The sequence below is a fragment of the Umezawaea sp. Da 62-37 genome, from assembly GCF_032460545.1.
Lineage (GTDB): Bacteria > Actinomycetota > Actinomycetes > Mycobacteriales > Pseudonocardiaceae > Umezawaea.
On sequence record NZ_CP135965.1, the window covers coordinates 8,222,548 to 8,236,653 of the forward strand.

A 14,106-nucleotide genomic window follows, 5' to 3' on the forward strand; every position below is an offset into this window, starting at 1 on the left:
GCGGCCGGACAGGAGGTTGGTCGCATCCCGCAATCGCTCCGCGGCCTCCCGGCTCTCCAAGCAGTGCGCGGGAGATGACCAACCGCCTGGGTGCGCAAGGCTGGCGGACTCGGTGTACCTGAGGTGTACGCGGTTCATCGGACACCGCCGTTCCGTTGCGGCGCACAGCGGGGGCACGGCGTTGAGCGTGTGCGGTCGTCGTCCAGCCACACCACGCGAGCGGAGGTGGGGTCGGAATCGCGGGCGTCGCACTGCCCGCACACCGGCGGCACCGCAGAGTGCCCCTCGGGCGCGCTCGGCGCGGGGCGGTTTCTTGGACGGTTAAAGGACGGTTTGGGCGTCGTGGTGACGCCCCCGACAGTCGCTGCTGACGCCCCCAGGCGTTCCTGCTGACGCCCCTTGCTGGTCGGCGGGGCGTCATCGCGACGCCCCTGGTCCGAGGTTGTGGACAACTTCGCGGAGAGGACGAGGTTGTAGACCTGAGGCCGTGAGTTGGCCTCGGGGATCTTGGCGTCGCGCACGCGCGTGTTCCCCGAGCGGATCAGGTCCAACTCCTCCAGGGAGCGCAGCGAACGTTGGATGGTCCTTCGAGACAGCCGGGTGTAGCGCATCATCCGCTCGACCGAGGGGAACGCGTCACGGCCATCAGGACCTGAGTGGTTGGCGAGCGCGATCAGTGTGATCGCCAGCGTTGAGGCGTCCTTGCGATCGGTGGGGATGGGTGCGTGGTTGAGAGCCCAGTTGATGGCCTCGATGCTCACCTGTCACCGTCCACGGCGCGAGCACGGTAGAAGAGGCTGGCCACCGTGTCGATCACGGACGTGTCCCAGCTCGCCAGCCACTCGACGATCCGGCGGTCGTGTGCGCCTAGCTCGATGCCGTCCAGTGCTTCGAGAAGTGCGGCGACTTGGTCAGCATGGTTACGGGCACGCCATTCGTGGTTGGTCTCGCCAGGGCGGTAGTGGTCTGGCTCGTAGCTCTCCACGTTGAACGGCGGACGGATGCGCCGTGGCTCGTGGTGAAGGGACGCCAGGACAACGGTTGGACGGGCGGTGTTGCTCATGAACAGGACCTCTGGTGGTCAGGCCCCGTCTCACACGCGTCTCACGGACCGGTGGGACGAGGCGGGACTGGAGGCCCTGCCCTGGACTTTCATCGGACTCAACCGGCCGAAATGGACTGTGAGGATGGCTGCGGACACCCCTTGTCCCGCTGGGGGTCAAGGGGTCGCAGGTTCGAATCCTGTCGTCCCGACGGTCTGAAGAAGCCCTGCTGAATATGGCGTAATGCCTGGTCAGCAGGGCTTTTTCGTGCCCATTTGTGGATCTTGCTCAAGATCAGTGCGAGGTCGTTCTGTAGACCATTTGTGGACCCTGAGGGTCTAGCTGAGTGACTACACGACTCGCAGTCGCGGTGTGGTAGGCCGCTGGAGGTGCTGCGAAAGTAGTGCTCCTGCGTCGTTGACCGATTGGCGGTTGGGTGCAGGTACCGCTGCGTGGTGAGCGTGCCAGGGCCTTTTTCCCGGATGACGCACGTCTGGCCGCGCGTATCCGTGCCGTCCACTGCCGTTCCGCTGGCATCTATGGCGCCCCGCAAGGTCACTGCTGAACTGCGCGACGCGGAGCACGTGGTCAACCAAAAACATGTCACCTGCGCCATGCGCAGGTCGGCGTCGCTGGATTGCGGCATTGCACCGTCTCCGCCAACCCACCGCGCCCCCGTCGTGGGCCTGCCCAGCCGGAACTCCACTGCCCGGTACCCACTACGTCGGGTCGGGTTACTGCATGTGTGGATCATGGTTGGTCGGGGTGAGGTGACGGATCGGGTGTGGGTGAGGTGGAAACGCCGCGACTCCGGCCTGGAGTGGACGGGTAGTCACTCGCGACTCACGGCGTGGGCTTGCCGACCGGGCCCTTGGCACAAATGGAGAAGGCGGCCTGAGGCCTTGGCCGCTGAGGCGAAGGTGGCGAATGTGTCCCGGCTCCGGTGTGATCAACACCGGAGCCGGGGCGCATTCGCGGTTCAGGGCCGCGACTGGGGGCGAGTTACTTCTGCTTCGAGGTGCCCGTCACCTTCTTGTGCGCGTCGTACTGCTTCTTCGCCTCTTTCACGTCCTTGACCGTGCACCAGCCGTGCGCGGCGGAGGTCGGGATGTCGTGGATGCAGACCTTTTCCTCCTTGTTCGCGCCCTCGGCGCCCGCGGTCACCGCGACCGAGCCGAAGTAGTGGTCTCCCGTGCCCTTCTCGAAGATCACGCACCAGTCGCCGTACTCGACGCCGACGAGGCCGGGGATGACGTAGATGCCGGGCGGGGCGTTGGGGTCGAGGGTGCCGGCGGGATAGCTGGCGTCGATCACGGTGCCCTCCCGCAGCTCGCCGATGGCCTGGTTGAAGGTGCGGTGCACCAGGTACTGCCCCGACTTCTCGGACATCATGTCCAGCAGGGTCGCGACCGGCAGCTGCCTCGTCTTGGCGGCGGGTTTGTCCGGGTCACCCGACGGCGCCCCGGTCGGGGTGCCGATGGCGGTCTGGGTGGGCTGTGGGAACCAGGAGCGCAGCCACGTCGGTGCTGCGATCTCAGCCAGGAACCGCTGGACCACGTCCTGGCTCAGGAAGGCCGCCCACTGCCCGCGCTGCCCCCACTGGACCCAGGCCCGCGCCCGTGGGACGACGGGTACCGCGGTCACGAAGGACCGCCGGACCGACTGGCGCACGGTGCGTCGGATCTGTGCGCGCAGGGGCGTCACCATCGAAGTCATCGGCCGTCCTCCGTCAATCCGCCCGCGGCGAGCTCGGCGAGCGCAGCCTTGGTGTCCTCGGCGATCCAGATCAACAGCTCCTGCTCGCTGACCTGCGCCCACTGTTTGGGGTTGGCCTTCGCCACCTCGGCGAGGTCGGCGGCGATGCCCGCGGCGATCCGTTCGGCCACTCCGCTCGCGAGCGGTGGCTGGACGTCCGTGGTCGCCTTGCCGCCCGCCACTGCCGGTTTCTGCGGCGTCGCCTGCTTGCCGACCTCTTCGCTCTTCGAGCTTTGATTGGATAAGGGTGTTCCGTCCATGGGTCGGAGTATGTCCCGGTCGGTGATTCGCAAGCCATGGATCGGAGGACAGGGCGCGGAGCCGATACGGATCTTGAATGGCCGGGGTTGGAGCCTCACCCGAAGGCCGCGTGGTCGAGGGATGATCGGGACCGATCACGGCCCGGCGAGGTCGGATCAGTGCGCGGGCGCCTTGTACCGCAGTCGACGGTCAACCGGCCTGGTGGGACCATTGGCGACGCGCGGTGACGCCGGGTGTGCGGGATATACCAGCTGGAATTCCTCCTCGTGGGTGAATAAAGTCATCCGGAGGAATTACGAGCCTTGCTCCAAACACCTTGATGCGACACTTTCGCGCTCATGGACATCAAGAAGACCATCACCGGGGCTGCGATCGCGCTTGGTGGTGCGGTCATCATGCTCGGTTCGGGCGGCACCGCGAGCGCCGCTGTCGACGGCGATGCCACCGCTCCGCACCTGGGTCACCAGTTGAACGAGATCATCGACGCGGAGGACCTGTCGCACATCGACACCGAGAACCCCCTGTCCGAGATCCGCTCGATCCACCTGACCGGGCTGCAGGACCTGGTGAGCAACTCGATCGGCAACAACAGGATCGCGCAGGTCGACGCGCAGGCGGACGACAGCATGCTGGGGGTGGCCGACAACAACGGCCCGTCGCGCGTTGCCACGGGTGTGGACCTCAACCGCCGCTGATCGGCTCCTCTGCCCGGAACGGCCCCGTCCCGATTCACCTCGGGGCGGGGCCGTTCCGCTGAGCGGTCGGTCGTGGAGTCGAACGGCTCTTCAGCGCGCGGAGTGATTCGCGGGCGATTCGCCGGAAGTGGAAAATTCATTCCGAGAGCGCGAAAGCCGACCGGTAGAATGGGCGCCCGGTTTCACGCGCACTGCGCGCGGCCGGGGCAGCTCCGGAGCAGTTTCACCACCGGCGGGGCCGTGATGACCTTGGGGGCCGACTGCGCCCCCGCGGGCCACTGGACCGAGATCGCGATCGACGAGGAGTTGTTGTCGTAGTTGCTTTCCAGCAGCGTGCGGTCGGAGTTGACCGTGTTGACCACGTCGTAGGTGCCCGATGCGACGGTGGTGATGTCGAGCCACTGGAAGTCGACGGTGTGGCGGTAGTCGTCTCCGCGGCCCACGGAGATCCCCTCGGTGACGGTCAGCGCGTCGGGCGTCCGCATGTTGCACATGTTCTTGGCCAGGAAACGGCCGAGGCTGCCCTGCGGGCTGTCGTCGTCGTGCACGGTGTGGGCGAGCCCGGAGGCGTCGGGAGTGGTGTACCGGTCGCCCAGGCAGAACCCGTTCTTCCGGTCCGTCGCCACGACCCCGCCGCCGGGAGCGCGCAGTTCGAAGCGCTCGAACCCCATCAGGTGCCAGTGCTCGTGCGACTTCGCGGGCTCGTAGTAGGTGGAGGTCGCCGTCTGCCGCTGGGCGGCCTCGTACGACTTCGGGATTTCCCCGCTGGGCAGTGCCTGGAACGCCTGCCGCACCTGCATCGTCTTCTGCGTGGTGTTGTCCCGGCTGCCGAAGAGCAGCAGCGGGCCCTCGCCGATGTTGTCCTCGGAGCTGGTGAAGCGCAACCGCACCGCCTTCATGGAGCCCGCGGTGGTGCACCGGCCGCCCGGCGCGTTCGCGTCCTGGACGACGCACACGTCCCAGGCGGTGCACGTCGAGGGTTCGCCTCCGAACCCGCCCGGACAACCCACCGGCGCCTGGCGGAGATCGGGCAGCAGCAACGTGTCGTCGGCGCGGGCGGGCGCTGCGACCCCGAACGCCAGTACCGCGATCGCGATGGCCGACCAACGCCTGTTCACTGTGATCATCGATCCTCATTCGAATAGTCCTGAGTGGACACTGGTGGCGCCTGCCGGTACGGCCGCCCGACCCCGGTCGAACTCCGCGGCACCGGCGGTCCGCGATGTCGCAATGGGCCGGTGCCGGGGATCAGGGGGCCGGTGGGGCCTCATCCCGGCGTGAGTCCGTCCGCTTCCGCCAATGGGTGAGGCTCTGCCGGGAGATCTGGGTGCGCGGGTGACCGGGCCCCAGCACCCGCTCCTGGGCCGCGACGATGCCGACCAGCGCCTCCGCCGCCTCGTCGGCGGCGCCCGATTCCCCCTGGGAGTAGGCGAGGTTGTGGCGGGTGGTCAGCGTGTCGGGGTGGTCGGGGCCCAGCACCCGCTGCTGGCCCGCCAGGACTTCGTTGAGCTCGGCGACCGCGCCCGCCGCGTCACCGACCTCGGTGCGCCAGTAGGCGAGGTTGTGGCGGGTGGCGAGCGTCTCGGGGTGGTCGGCGCCCAGGGTGCGGTGCTGGTCCGCGAGTACCTGTTCGAGCTCGACGATGGCGCGGCGCACGTCGCCGGTCTCGCCGAGCCAGCGGGCGAGACCCTGCCGGGCGGTCAGCGTGTCGGGGTGGTCGATGCCCAGTACGCGTTCGAAGGTGGCCAGTACCTGCTCGAACTCGTCGACCGCGCGCGAGACGTCGCCGGTTTCGCCGAGCCAGCGGGCGAGGCTGAGGTGGGTGGTGAGCGTGTCCTGGCTGTCGGAGCCCAGGAGGCGCGTCTGCGCGTCGAGCACCCGTTCGAGTGCGTCCACCGCGCCGGCCGCGTCGCCGTCCTCACCCTGGGAGTAGGCGAGGTTGTGGCGGGTGGTCAGCGCACTCGGGTGGTTCACGCCGAGCACGCGCTCGATGTCCGTCAGCACCTGCTCCATCGCCGCGGTCATGCCGGGGGCGTCACCGGCTTCGCCCCGCCAGTGGGCGAGGTTGTGGCGTGCCTGCAGGGTGTCGGGGTGATCGGGGCCCAGCTGCCGCGCGGCCGCACCGCAGAGCGCGGTGTAGTAGTCGATCGCGTACCGCACGTGCCCCGCGACCCCCGCGCTCTCGCCCGCCCGGAAGAGCACCTGGCGTGCCGAGGACTCCCACAGCAGGCCGTTCGTGGCGTTGTGCATCGCGTTGACGTTGTTCCGCATGACAGCGCTCAGTTCCGGGTCGCGCTCGGCTTCCGGCCACGTCTGCATCAGCGCGTCGGTCATCGTGTGCGCGCGGGCGGCCGCCCGGTCGGGGGCGAGGGTTCCGCGAACCGTGTGCTGCACGAACGGGTGCACCCGCACGGCGCGGTGGGGGACGTCCGGGCGGTAGGTGATCAGGCCGAGGCGGTGCAGGCACGCCAGCGCGTCCGCGGTGGTGGTGACGTCGACCTTCCGGCCCGCCGCCGCGGAGAGGGCGGCCAGCACGGCGGGGGAGGCGAGGACGCTTCCGGGGAACCCGTTGGCGTCCAGCACGGACGCCAACTCCAGCAGCGGGCGGGCCAGCCCGACGGGGTGGAGGCTGTCGGCCAGGTCCGCGGACAGCGACGTCGTCGTGGCCATGGTCGCGTGGTGGTCGTCGGGGTTCTTGGCACCGCCCGCCCGCGCGCCGGGCAGCTCGCGGTGCCGTCCCAGCCACCGCTGCCGGTAGGAGGCGCACGTCAACGCGATGCGGTCGGCCATGTGCGCCGCAGCCTGGGCGAGCGCCAGCGGCAGGTGCCCCAGCTCCTCCGCGAGCTCCGGTGCCCCGACGGCCTGCGCGGGCCGCTCGGCCAGCCTGCCCGCCAGGAACGCCGCCGACTCCGCGGGCGTGAAGACCCCCACCTCGATCACGTGGTCCCCGTCGTCCTGGTGCCTGCGGCTCGTCACCAGGACCTGGCCGCCGGGGGCGTGCGGGGGCCACAGGCCGTTCATGTCCGACGGGTTGTGGAGGTCGTCCAGCACGACCAGCCACCGCTTCCCGGAGGAGGAAAGCCATTCCCACCACCGGCCCACCACCCCTTCGGTGTCCGTGTGCCGCGTGCTCCCCATCACCGCGACGGCCTGGCTGAAGATCGAGAGGATCGCGTCGCGCGAGCTGGCGTCCACCCACATCAGGATGTCGATCCCGTCCGACGCCAGCAGACCGCGCGCGTACTCAGCCGCCAGCTGGGTCTTCCCCACGCCGCTCCGCCCGGACAGCGTCAGCGGCCGCGCGGTGGTCGGGTTCGACCTGCTCCTCAGTCCCGCTCGACGGGCGAGGTCGTCGGCCACCCGCCGGTGCCGGAACGACTCGACCGGCGGCGGCGGGGTGCCGAACACCCATCGGCTCGACTGGTCGCCGGACGACGTCCGGCGCCAGTAGGTGCCCGTCGTGTCGGCGGAGTCGACGTCCACGAACGCGTCGCCCGCTCCCGATGTGGACACGGCGATGCCGCGCGGCCCGACGAGGTGGTCTTCCGCCGGTGGTTGTCCGTCATGCCTGCGTCTGGACGGGCTCATGTTGTGCAACACGCGGAGTTCCCTCTTTCAGTCAATCGATTCCGACCATGCCGCAGCGTCGACCCGCTCTGTCGAACGACGAGAACCACCAGGGCCAGCAGGAGTTGGCAGCATGTTTCGCGCGTGTGGCCTTCGCGGTCACCACATCGGGCTGGACAGGGTGGTGTGCCCGTGCTTCTCGCCCTGTCGGGGAACCCCGTCCACCCGGCGTCGGGAAGGGCTTTCACCACGGTCGGCGCCCACCGGTCTCGCGCGGGCCGAACCCCGCGGTGGCAGCCACAGCACGCACAGCGAGTCGCTGGTCCGACCGAGGGTCCGGGCGAGTTTCCGACGGGCGCTGTGGGGATTGGGGAATCGGCCCAGAGGGGCGCCGGACAGGCTCGTCAGGATCACGTAGTACTTGAAGTGCATGCCCCAGGCCAGGGCTTCGGACGTGTCCTCCGTTCCCGTGGTGCATATCGCGAACATCGGAGGGGCCTGCACTATGGAAAGCCGTTTGCTCGACGTACCCGGCCGACTCGCGGGCGGATCTCCGACCGGTAGGAGCCCGGTCAGGGAATCGGGTGAGAGCCGTGGCGGTTCGTCGATCTCGCGGGCGGATTCGCGACGGGAGATCCTGTCGACGACACCATCGCGGAAACCGAGGGTCGTGACGACGTAGTGCGATGTCCGGAATGCGCGTCGGAATGGCATCGCGGTGTGCGCGGCGCGCACCAGCTTCGCGTCCACCAGCGATCTGATGGCCGATCTGATGTGGGTCGGGCGAATTCGCAGCACTTTCGACAGTCCGGACAGGGTCCACGAGGGAACCGGGCTGCTGACCATGATCAGTAGAACCAGCCGTCGAACTTCCTGGTCGTGGGCCACGCGAACTCTCTCGTAGGTGGTGGACCCGGTCGACGCGCCCCGTGCCCCGTCGGCTGGGAACTGCGCTTCACTGGACCCCGGTCCGGGTTGACGCGGCCAAAGGGAGACCGCTCGTGCCGATGGTCGCACGCGTCCTGTTGTTCTAGTCAAGGCGCCGAGAAGCGCGATAGCCGATGTACGCGTGACCCCTGTGGGTGTATCGAATACGGATGGTGCAGATCAGTTCACTCGTCCGTGGAAACTGCGTTCTCCAACAGGTGATCAGACCTGCAATTGTGCTATTCGGTAGCCATGAGGTGCCGTGGTGATCGGTGCAAGCCTCGAAAATTCACCCGAAGGGTGCGCAGGCCGTCAAGTGGGTCGCCTGGACCGCCGGGGACGGACCTGTCCGAGCGGCGTCTTCGCGACGAACGGCCTGGTCACGACCGCGTTCGCGGGTGCGGTGGGCAGGGTGCTCGGACCCGGCGCGTGGAATGCGCCACAGGGCGGGATGAGCGCTTGGTGCCCGTCTCATCGCACCGGGTTCACGTGCCAGTGGTCGCCGCGAATGCCTCGACCCGGCACTCGGCGCGATTCTGCTAGCGTGACGCGCGGCGGCCCCTGGAGGTAGAAGCTCCAGGGGCCGCCGGGTGCAATGATCCCCAATGGTGCGAGAGGTGTTCACCGCGGCGGCGGATCAAACCGGCCGCGGCTGTCGCGAAGTCCGAATTCCGCGAACTTCGGCGCGTGCTGGGTCAGAGCACCCCGCCGAGGAGGCCGCCCAGCAGGCCGTAGTGGTGGTAGTGGTTCCACCCGTAGTGGCCGTAGCCGTAGCCGTAGTCGTCGTAGCCGACGCTGCTCTGGACGAAGTGGCTCGAGGCGCCGTTCGGACCCGCGGTCTCGGTGTACTCGGTGTACTGGGCGCCCGGACTGCGTGCGGAGTCCGTGTCCGCCGACGCGATTCCACCGGCGGCCAGCGCCAGCGGGATGGAAATGGCGCCAGCAATGATCATGCGACTGATCGTACGCATCGTGGACTACCTCCAAGGTTGTGTTGGTAACTCCGACTCAAAACGTACTCCGCCGCGATGGAAATGCATCCCCGGTCACCGCATCGTGTGGTGCCGACCACATGAAACGTGCATTTCTCGGGATTTCACATAGTGGTAATACGTTCCGTCACCATTGAGGTGGGTCTGACTCGCACGAGTGACCTCGGCGGGGGAGGGGAGTCGATCCGCTGGCTGAGGGTGAGGAAATCGTCCCGTTGCGGCCGGACGGTCTTGTGGAGTGCTGTGAGGGTCCGGATCCGGGAGCTGTTCGAAATCGAGCCTTTTCCGGTTCGGGTCATTCGAGGGTTTTCGGCGGATCACCGGGACGTGGGTCATTCGAACAGGTGGCCTTGAAGAAGGGATGGTCGCCGCGGGACTTCGGGCGGGTGACCGGTACCGCCACGTCAACGGCCTGAACGCTCGAACGCGGACCCTCCGGAACGACGTCCTCGTGATGTCGATCACCGCGCGGTCGGCGAGCGGCCCGGCGGGCGGGCGGGCACATTACGACTGCCCTCGTCGCGAGATGACTCCGCTTTCCCAGGGGGTCGAACGGTCGGGTGGACGGGGGTTTCGTGCAACAGCGCCAGGTAGGAGAACAGTTCTGATGCTTTCGCTTCGTCGCGTGGTCGTCGCCGGTGTCATCGCAGTGCCCATGGTCATCGGTGGCGCGGGCGTCGCCCTGGCCGACGGCTTCCAGGCCCATGAGGAGGCTGTCGGGCCCGATGGCGTGTCGGCCGACTACGTCGCCGCCCACGAGAGCGGCCCCCACTTCGGTCACTTCGGCGGCAACGCGTCGTACGTCGACGTCTCGTCGAGCACGGGCCCCGAGGGTCCGACGAACGAGTGGATCTTGGCCGCCGTGGACGAGTACGGGAACACCCTCTTCGACGCCGGCCGGGAAACCGCTGGGCCGCAGGGGGTCTCGTCCGGTGGCGTGAGCGCCAACACCACGGGCCACCGGGGCTGACCGAACGCAACAGACCACCCTCTCCGGGGGGTGGATGAAGGTGGAATGCCTTCGAACATCGGTCGGCCGGCGTTGGCCGGTGGTCCGCGCACGAAGCCAGTGGCGGTGTCGTCCGAGCTCTCGGACGGCACCGCCACTGGTGTTTTCACCGGAAGGTCGGCGTCCGGGCTCAGAATCGTCCTTCCCGCGGCACGTCGTCACGGCATTCCCCGGCCCGGTGAGGTGTCCGGTGGCGGGTCGTGCGGACGGCGATCCGAAGACCGCTCGCTTGTCGCCGGGCCGTTCTTCGGGACGTGGTGAACCGGGGTGTCGGAACGGTCGCCGAATACTTCGGTCCGAGTGCGGGAACGCATTCGATTATCTCGTCAGTGGAGTGTGGATCACCCGGTTAGGTGGTGGGCTCCTCACTCTGCGATCAAGTTTCACACGATAGTGTCTCCAGTTGGATTTAGCCCAACGCCGCATGTATGTTCGTCCCACGGCAATCAGGTTCAACTCAAGTACGTGTGGGTCTCTTCTTCGTTAGGGATCCATTGCGTCGATTGCCGGTCAAGTTGATCCATGAGTGCTACTGAGGAGTTTTCTGTGCTGAAGAAGTTGGGTGCTGTTGCAGCCGCCACCGCTGCAGGCATGGTGATGCTCGGCGGCATGGCTTCGGCCAGCCCGGTGGTCGGTAACACCGACAGCATCGACCACAGCGATTTCAACCAGGTTGGCCTGCTCAACCTGAACAACACCGACATCCTGCACAACGTCAACGCCGTTGTGGGCGTGTGCGACAACAACATCAACGTGCTCGGCGTGCAGGTGCCGGTCGAGGACGTCGCGAACGGCCTCAACGTGCCGATCCTCTCGCCCGGTGTGAGCGGTGCCCAGAGCCAGTCCCCGGACCTCTGCGCCACCGGCGGCATCCTCGATGGCGGTACCGGCCAGAACAACTGATCTGAGCGATGAGGCTGGCCCCTGACGCGGTTCGCTTCAGTGGCCCGAGCTTCTGCTGGATCATGAAGCGGTGATGCGAGACTCCCCGAAGAGTCTCGCATCACCGCTTTCCGCGTTGTGGTGGTAGGAAAGATGGCAGGCTTTCCATGTAGTGGCCGAAACCATCCTGCTTCATCGCGGGGTGGGTGAAGTGTTTCGGTGAATTGTGTACGACATTGTTCGGCGACGACCTTTGGCGACAAGGTTTCACTTTCGCCTGCGGGTTCGACGGGTTCGCATTCCGAAGGTATTTCGGCTAACTCATGATCGTCATCGGGATGGGCATTCACCCAAGAGTGCGAACAATGCCACTCGAATCGGTGGGCGTGCACCCTTCTGGCGATTTTGCCGAACGACACCGTCGATCATGGCGCCATGTCCACAGAGAAATCCGGCGCGCTGCTGAAATCGATGAAGCTCGCCGGCATCGTAACCGCGCTCGTCGTCGTCGGCACCGCCACGAGTTCGGCTGAGCCCCTCCACGTCGACAACGGGACCACGGCGCGGGGCGGGTCGGAATGCGACTACCAGCCCCCGTGGGAGCACGGTGACTGCGACCACGGTGACTGGACGCCTCCGGGGCTGCCGAGCACGACGACCACGACGACGTCGCCCACCACGGCGACGGGATCCACCACGTCGAACCCGTCCGGCACCTCGCCTTCGGAGTCCACGACCACGACCGGGACCACGACCTCGGGGACGGGCAGCTCGACCGGGAGCACGTCGTCGACGTCCGGTTCCTCGACCTCCCCCTCGGAGGCCACCGGCTCGACCACCCCCCACAGCACCACTTCGGTGCAGGGCGGCGGCAAGCCGGGTGGCGGCGGGGGTCACGGGGCCGCGGAGGACGTCAACGCCGTCAGCGCGCAGTCCGCCGATCTCGCCAACACGGGTGCGCACGGCTGGATGACGGGCCTGGGCGGACTCCTGCTGGTGGGTGGCACCGCCGCGAGTGTGATCGCCAGGCGTCGTCGCGCTTGATGATCTCGGGCGAGTCGTGGGCCGGTTCTCGCTTTTCGTCGCCGACCCACTCGCGCTTTGCCCGGTATTCGAGTCGCCACTCCGCGCCTTGATCTCATCGTGACGTGGCAATCGGATGTCGTTCGGCCGCCGCCGCCATCGCCCGCGGATGTTCTCCGAGGGTATTTCGCATTGTCGGGATGCCCGGTCCGGGAGTTTCGAACCCCCTGGCCGCGGAATCCTGCCCGGTGAACGGGCGGGCGTCGGGCTTTTGGTGACTTTCACTCAAGCGGGTAGTACACGATCGGGTATCCAAGTGGAAGTTGCCACGGGGGCGCTGTACGTTCGCCTGGCGGTCGGTTGCCGCAAACGCATCCAGGCGCTGCCTTGCAATAGCGTGAAGTGGTGCTGAGTTGATGTGTACACGCTAGCGACTATCAAAGGATTTTCAGTGATCAAGAAGCTTGGTGCCGTTATGGCTGCGACTGCTGCCGGCATGGTCATGCTGGGTGGCATGGCTTCTGCCACGACCGGCACCCCGGCCGAGGAGTTCCCGACCCCGCACGGTCACGAGGACGTCGTCGGCAACGCCGGCAGCATCGACTCCAGTGACGTGGCGCAGGTCGGCCTCGTGAACCTGAACAACACGGACGTGCTGCACAACACCAACGTCGTCGCTGGTGTGTGCGACAACAACATCAACGTCCTGGGTGTCCAGGTTCCGATCGAGGACGTCGCGAACGGCCTCGACGTGCCGGTCCTGTCGCCCGGCTACAACGGTGCGACCAGCGCCTCCCCCGACATCTGCGCCCAGGGCGGGATCCTCGACCAGGGCATCGGCCAGAACAACTGATCTGAGTCGTCCCGCTTCCGGCGGGCCTGATTCACGCAGTTCCCCACAGCGGTGCGGAGCCCGAACAGGGTTCCGCACCGCTGTTTTTGGCTTGTGGTGATCCGAGCTGCCGTTTCTTGTCGGGGAAGCTCATTTTCCGAATGCTCCACCAACCAGTTCTTGCGCACCGGCTGACGCACTCCTGTCGCCGCAGTCGATTCCACGGTGCTGCCCCCGTCTCGGTGAGGTCGTTCCTGGATGTGGCGATTTGAAACGCTTCACCTCCACCTGTATCCCTTCGTGTGACCGAATTCGTGGCGGGAAATAGGACCCCACAGCCTTCCGTGCTGTCGCGACCTGCGGATATGGCGATTCCGGCGAGCCGGTCACCGGTCATGGCGCGAGCCGCCGACCCCATGATCGTTTTGCGGAGGCGCAGGCGGCTACCTACGGTTCGATTCGTCGCCAAGCGGCATCGGCACCGAACCGGGTGTTCACGAACAACGGGGTGGAAAGTCCATGAGCGTTGATGAAGGCAGGGCTTCGAAGGCGCTCGGCCGCGGTTTCCGGTTGGTCCTGAGCGCGGCGGTCGGTACCGCGGCGGTCTCCGCGCTCGCGGGGACGGCACACGCCCAGACCGCCGGATCCCTGGACTGGGACGCGGTCGCGGAGTGCGAGAGCGGGCAGGACTGGGCGGCCAACACCGGCAACGGGTACTTCGGCGGCCTCCAGTTCTCGGAGGGGACCTGGCGCGAGCACGGCGGAGTCGGCCTGCCGCACGAGTTCTCCCGCGAGGACCAGATCCGCATCGCCGAACGGGTGCTGAGCACGCAGGGGCCGGGCGCGTGGCCGAATTGCGCGAGGAGCACGCTCGCGGAGGGCGTCACGGCCGCCGAAGCGTTCTCCTTCACCATCGCGGACGAGGACGTCGAGCCGCTGTACGGCCTTGGCCCGTGCGCGCCGCCCGCGGCCGCTCTCCAGTCGACCCCCGCCGATCCGGCCGCGGTTCAGGACGCGGACGTTCGTTCGGAGGGCTAGCCCATCCACCGCGAGGAGCCTCGAATGATCGTCGTGCCGCCGCGTCGGGCAGCCGTTCTCACCGCGGCCTTGGCCCTGGCGG

General features: G+C 67.5%; 14 protein-coding genes. 6 read left to right on the forward strand and 8 right to left on the reverse strand.

Annotated elements, in window-relative coordinates; all coding sequences use genetic code 11:
• Positions 1-134 precede the first annotated feature (134 nt).
• The 4 genes from RM788_RS38020 to RM788_RS38035 all read right to left on the reverse strand — a co-directional run bounded on the left by RM788_RS38020 (position 135) and on the right by RM788_RS38035 (position 3,058).
• Positions 135-761: a helix-turn-helix domain-containing protein gene (locus RM788_RS38020; RefSeq protein WP_315924268.1), complete on the reverse strand. Its 627-nt coding sequence runs from the start codon at positions 759-761 to the stop codon at positions 135-137.
• Positions 758-1,063, reverse strand: coding sequence for a hypothetical protein (locus RM788_RS38025; protein ID WP_315924270.1), 306 nt, complete (start codon positions 1,061-1,063; stop codon positions 758-760). The genes RM788_RS38020 and RM788_RS38025 overlap by 4 nt, the downstream gene beginning before the upstream one ends.
• Positions 1,064-2,045: 982 nt before the next feature.
• Positions 2,046-2,759: a hypothetical protein gene (locus tag RM788_RS38030; RefSeq protein WP_315924272.1), complete on the reverse strand. Its 714-nt coding sequence runs from the start codon at positions 2,757-2,759 to the stop codon at positions 2,046-2,048.
• Positions 2,756-3,058 carry a hypothetical protein gene (locus RM788_RS38035; RefSeq protein WP_315924274.1) on the reverse strand — a complete coding sequence of 101 codons (303 nt, stop codon included), beginning with the start codon at positions 3,056-3,058 and terminating at the stop codon, positions 2,756-2,758. Before RM788_RS38035 ends, RM788_RS38030 begins: the two co-directional genes overlap by 4 nt.
• Positions 3,059-3,397: 339 nt before the next feature.
• Here RM788_RS38035 and RM788_RS38040 point away from each other — a divergent pair, with 339 nt between their 5' ends.
• Positions 3,398-3,754, forward strand: a complete 357-nt coding sequence (locus tag RM788_RS38040; RefSeq protein WP_315924276.1) for a hypothetical protein — start codon at positions 3,398-3,400, stop codon at positions 3,752-3,754.
• Positions 3,755-3,936: 182 nt separating this feature from the next.
• On the opposite strand, the gene RM788_RS38045 is transcribed toward RM788_RS38040, so the two are convergent.
• From RM788_RS38045 to RM788_RS38060, 4 genes are all read right to left on the reverse strand, one after another.
• Complete coding sequence (locus RM788_RS38045; protein ID WP_315924278.1) at positions 3,937-4,881, reverse strand: lysyl oxidase family protein; 945 nt, start codon at positions 4,879-4,881, stop codon at positions 3,937-3,939.
• Positions 4,882-5,002: 121 nt separating this feature from the next.
• A complete protein-coding gene (fxsT, locus tag RM788_RS38050) occupies positions 5,003-7,342 on the reverse strand; it encodes an FxSxx-COOH system tetratricopeptide repeat protein (protein ID WP_315924280.1) in 2,340 nt (779 codons plus the stop codon).
• A gap of 138 nt (positions 7,343-7,480) precedes the next feature.
• A complete protein-coding gene (locus RM788_RS38055; RefSeq protein ID WP_315924282.1) occupies positions 7,481-8,209 on the reverse strand; it encodes a hypothetical protein in 729 nt (242 codons plus the stop codon).
• 734 nt (positions 8,210-8,943) lie between these two features.
• On the reverse strand, positions 8,944-9,201 hold the full coding sequence (locus tag RM788_RS38060; RefSeq protein WP_315924284.1) for a hypothetical protein: 258 nt from the start codon (positions 9,199-9,201) through the stop codon (positions 8,944-8,946).
• Positions 9,202-9,847: 646 nt separating this feature from the next.
• Between RM788_RS38060 and RM788_RS38065 the strand changes: the two genes are divergently transcribed.
• From RM788_RS38065 to RM788_RS38085, 5 genes are all read left to right on the forward strand, one after another.
• Positions 9,848-10,210, forward strand: a complete 363-nt coding sequence (locus RM788_RS38065; protein WP_315924286.1) for a hypothetical protein — start codon at positions 9,848-9,850, stop codon at positions 10,208-10,210.
• A gap of 585 nt (positions 10,211-10,795) precedes the next feature.
• Positions 10,796-11,152: a hypothetical protein gene (locus RM788_RS38070; RefSeq protein ID WP_315924287.1), complete on the forward strand. Its 357-nt coding sequence runs from the start codon at positions 10,796-10,798 to the stop codon at positions 11,150-11,152.
• A 414-nt stretch (positions 11,153-11,566) separates the two neighbouring features.
• Positions 11,567-12,175, forward strand: a complete 609-nt coding sequence (locus tag RM788_RS38075; protein ID WP_315924289.1) for an LPXTG cell wall anchor domain-containing protein — start codon at positions 11,567-11,569, stop codon at positions 12,173-12,175.
• A 430-nt stretch (positions 12,176-12,605) separates the two neighbouring features.
• Entirely contained in the window at positions 12,606-13,007 is a 402-nt protein-coding gene (locus RM788_RS38080; protein ID WP_315934861.1) for a hypothetical protein, read from the forward strand.
• Positions 13,008-13,505: 498 nt separating this feature from the next.
• Entirely contained in the window at positions 13,506-14,024 is a 519-nt protein-coding gene (locus RM788_RS38085; protein WP_315924291.1) for a transglycosylase family protein, read from the forward strand.
• Positions 14,025-14,106 lie beyond the last annotated feature (82 nt).

What these genes read in the sequence shown, in the direction of transcription:
- RM788_RS38035 (WP_315924274.1), bottom strand. Translation starts at nt 3,058, where the DNA reads ATGGACGGAACACCCTTATCCAATCAAAGCTCGAAGAGCGAAGAGGTC.
- RM788_RS38060 (WP_315924284.1), bottom strand. Translation starts at nt 9,201, where the DNA reads ATGATCATTGCTGGCGCCATTTCCATCCCGCTGGCGCTGGCCGCCGGT.
- fxsT (WP_315924280.1), bottom strand. Translation starts at nt 7,342, where the DNA reads ATGAGCCCGTCCAGACGCAGGCATGACGGACAACCACCGGCGGAAGAC.
- RM788_RS38025 (WP_315924270.1), bottom strand. Translation starts at nt 1,063, where the DNA reads ATGAGCAACACCGCCCGTCCAACCGTTGTCCTGGCGTCCCTTCACCAC.
- RM788_RS38045 (WP_315924278.1), bottom strand. Translation starts at nt 4,881, where the DNA reads ATGATCACAGTGAACAGGCGTTGGTCGGCCATCGCGATCGCGGTACTG.
- RM788_RS38030 (WP_315924272.1), bottom strand. Translation starts at nt 2,759, where the DNA reads ATGACTTCGATGGTGACGCCCCTGCGCGCACAGATCCGACGCACCGTG.
- RM788_RS38040 (WP_315924276.1), top strand. Translation starts at nt 3,398, where the DNA reads ATGGACATCAAGAAGACCATCACCGGGGCTGCGATCGCGCTTGGTGGT.
- RM788_RS38065 (WP_315924286.1), top strand. Translation starts at nt 9,848, where the DNA reads ATGCTTTCGCTTCGTCGCGTGGTCGTCGCCGGTGTCATCGCAGTGCCC.
- RM788_RS38085 (WP_315924291.1), top strand. Translation starts at nt 13,506, where the DNA reads ATGAGCGTTGATGAAGGCAGGGCTTCGAAGGCGCTCGGCCGCGGTTTC.
- RM788_RS38075 (WP_315924289.1), top strand. Translation starts at nt 11,567, where the DNA reads ATGTCCACAGAGAAATCCGGCGCGCTGCTGAAATCGATGAAGCTCGCC.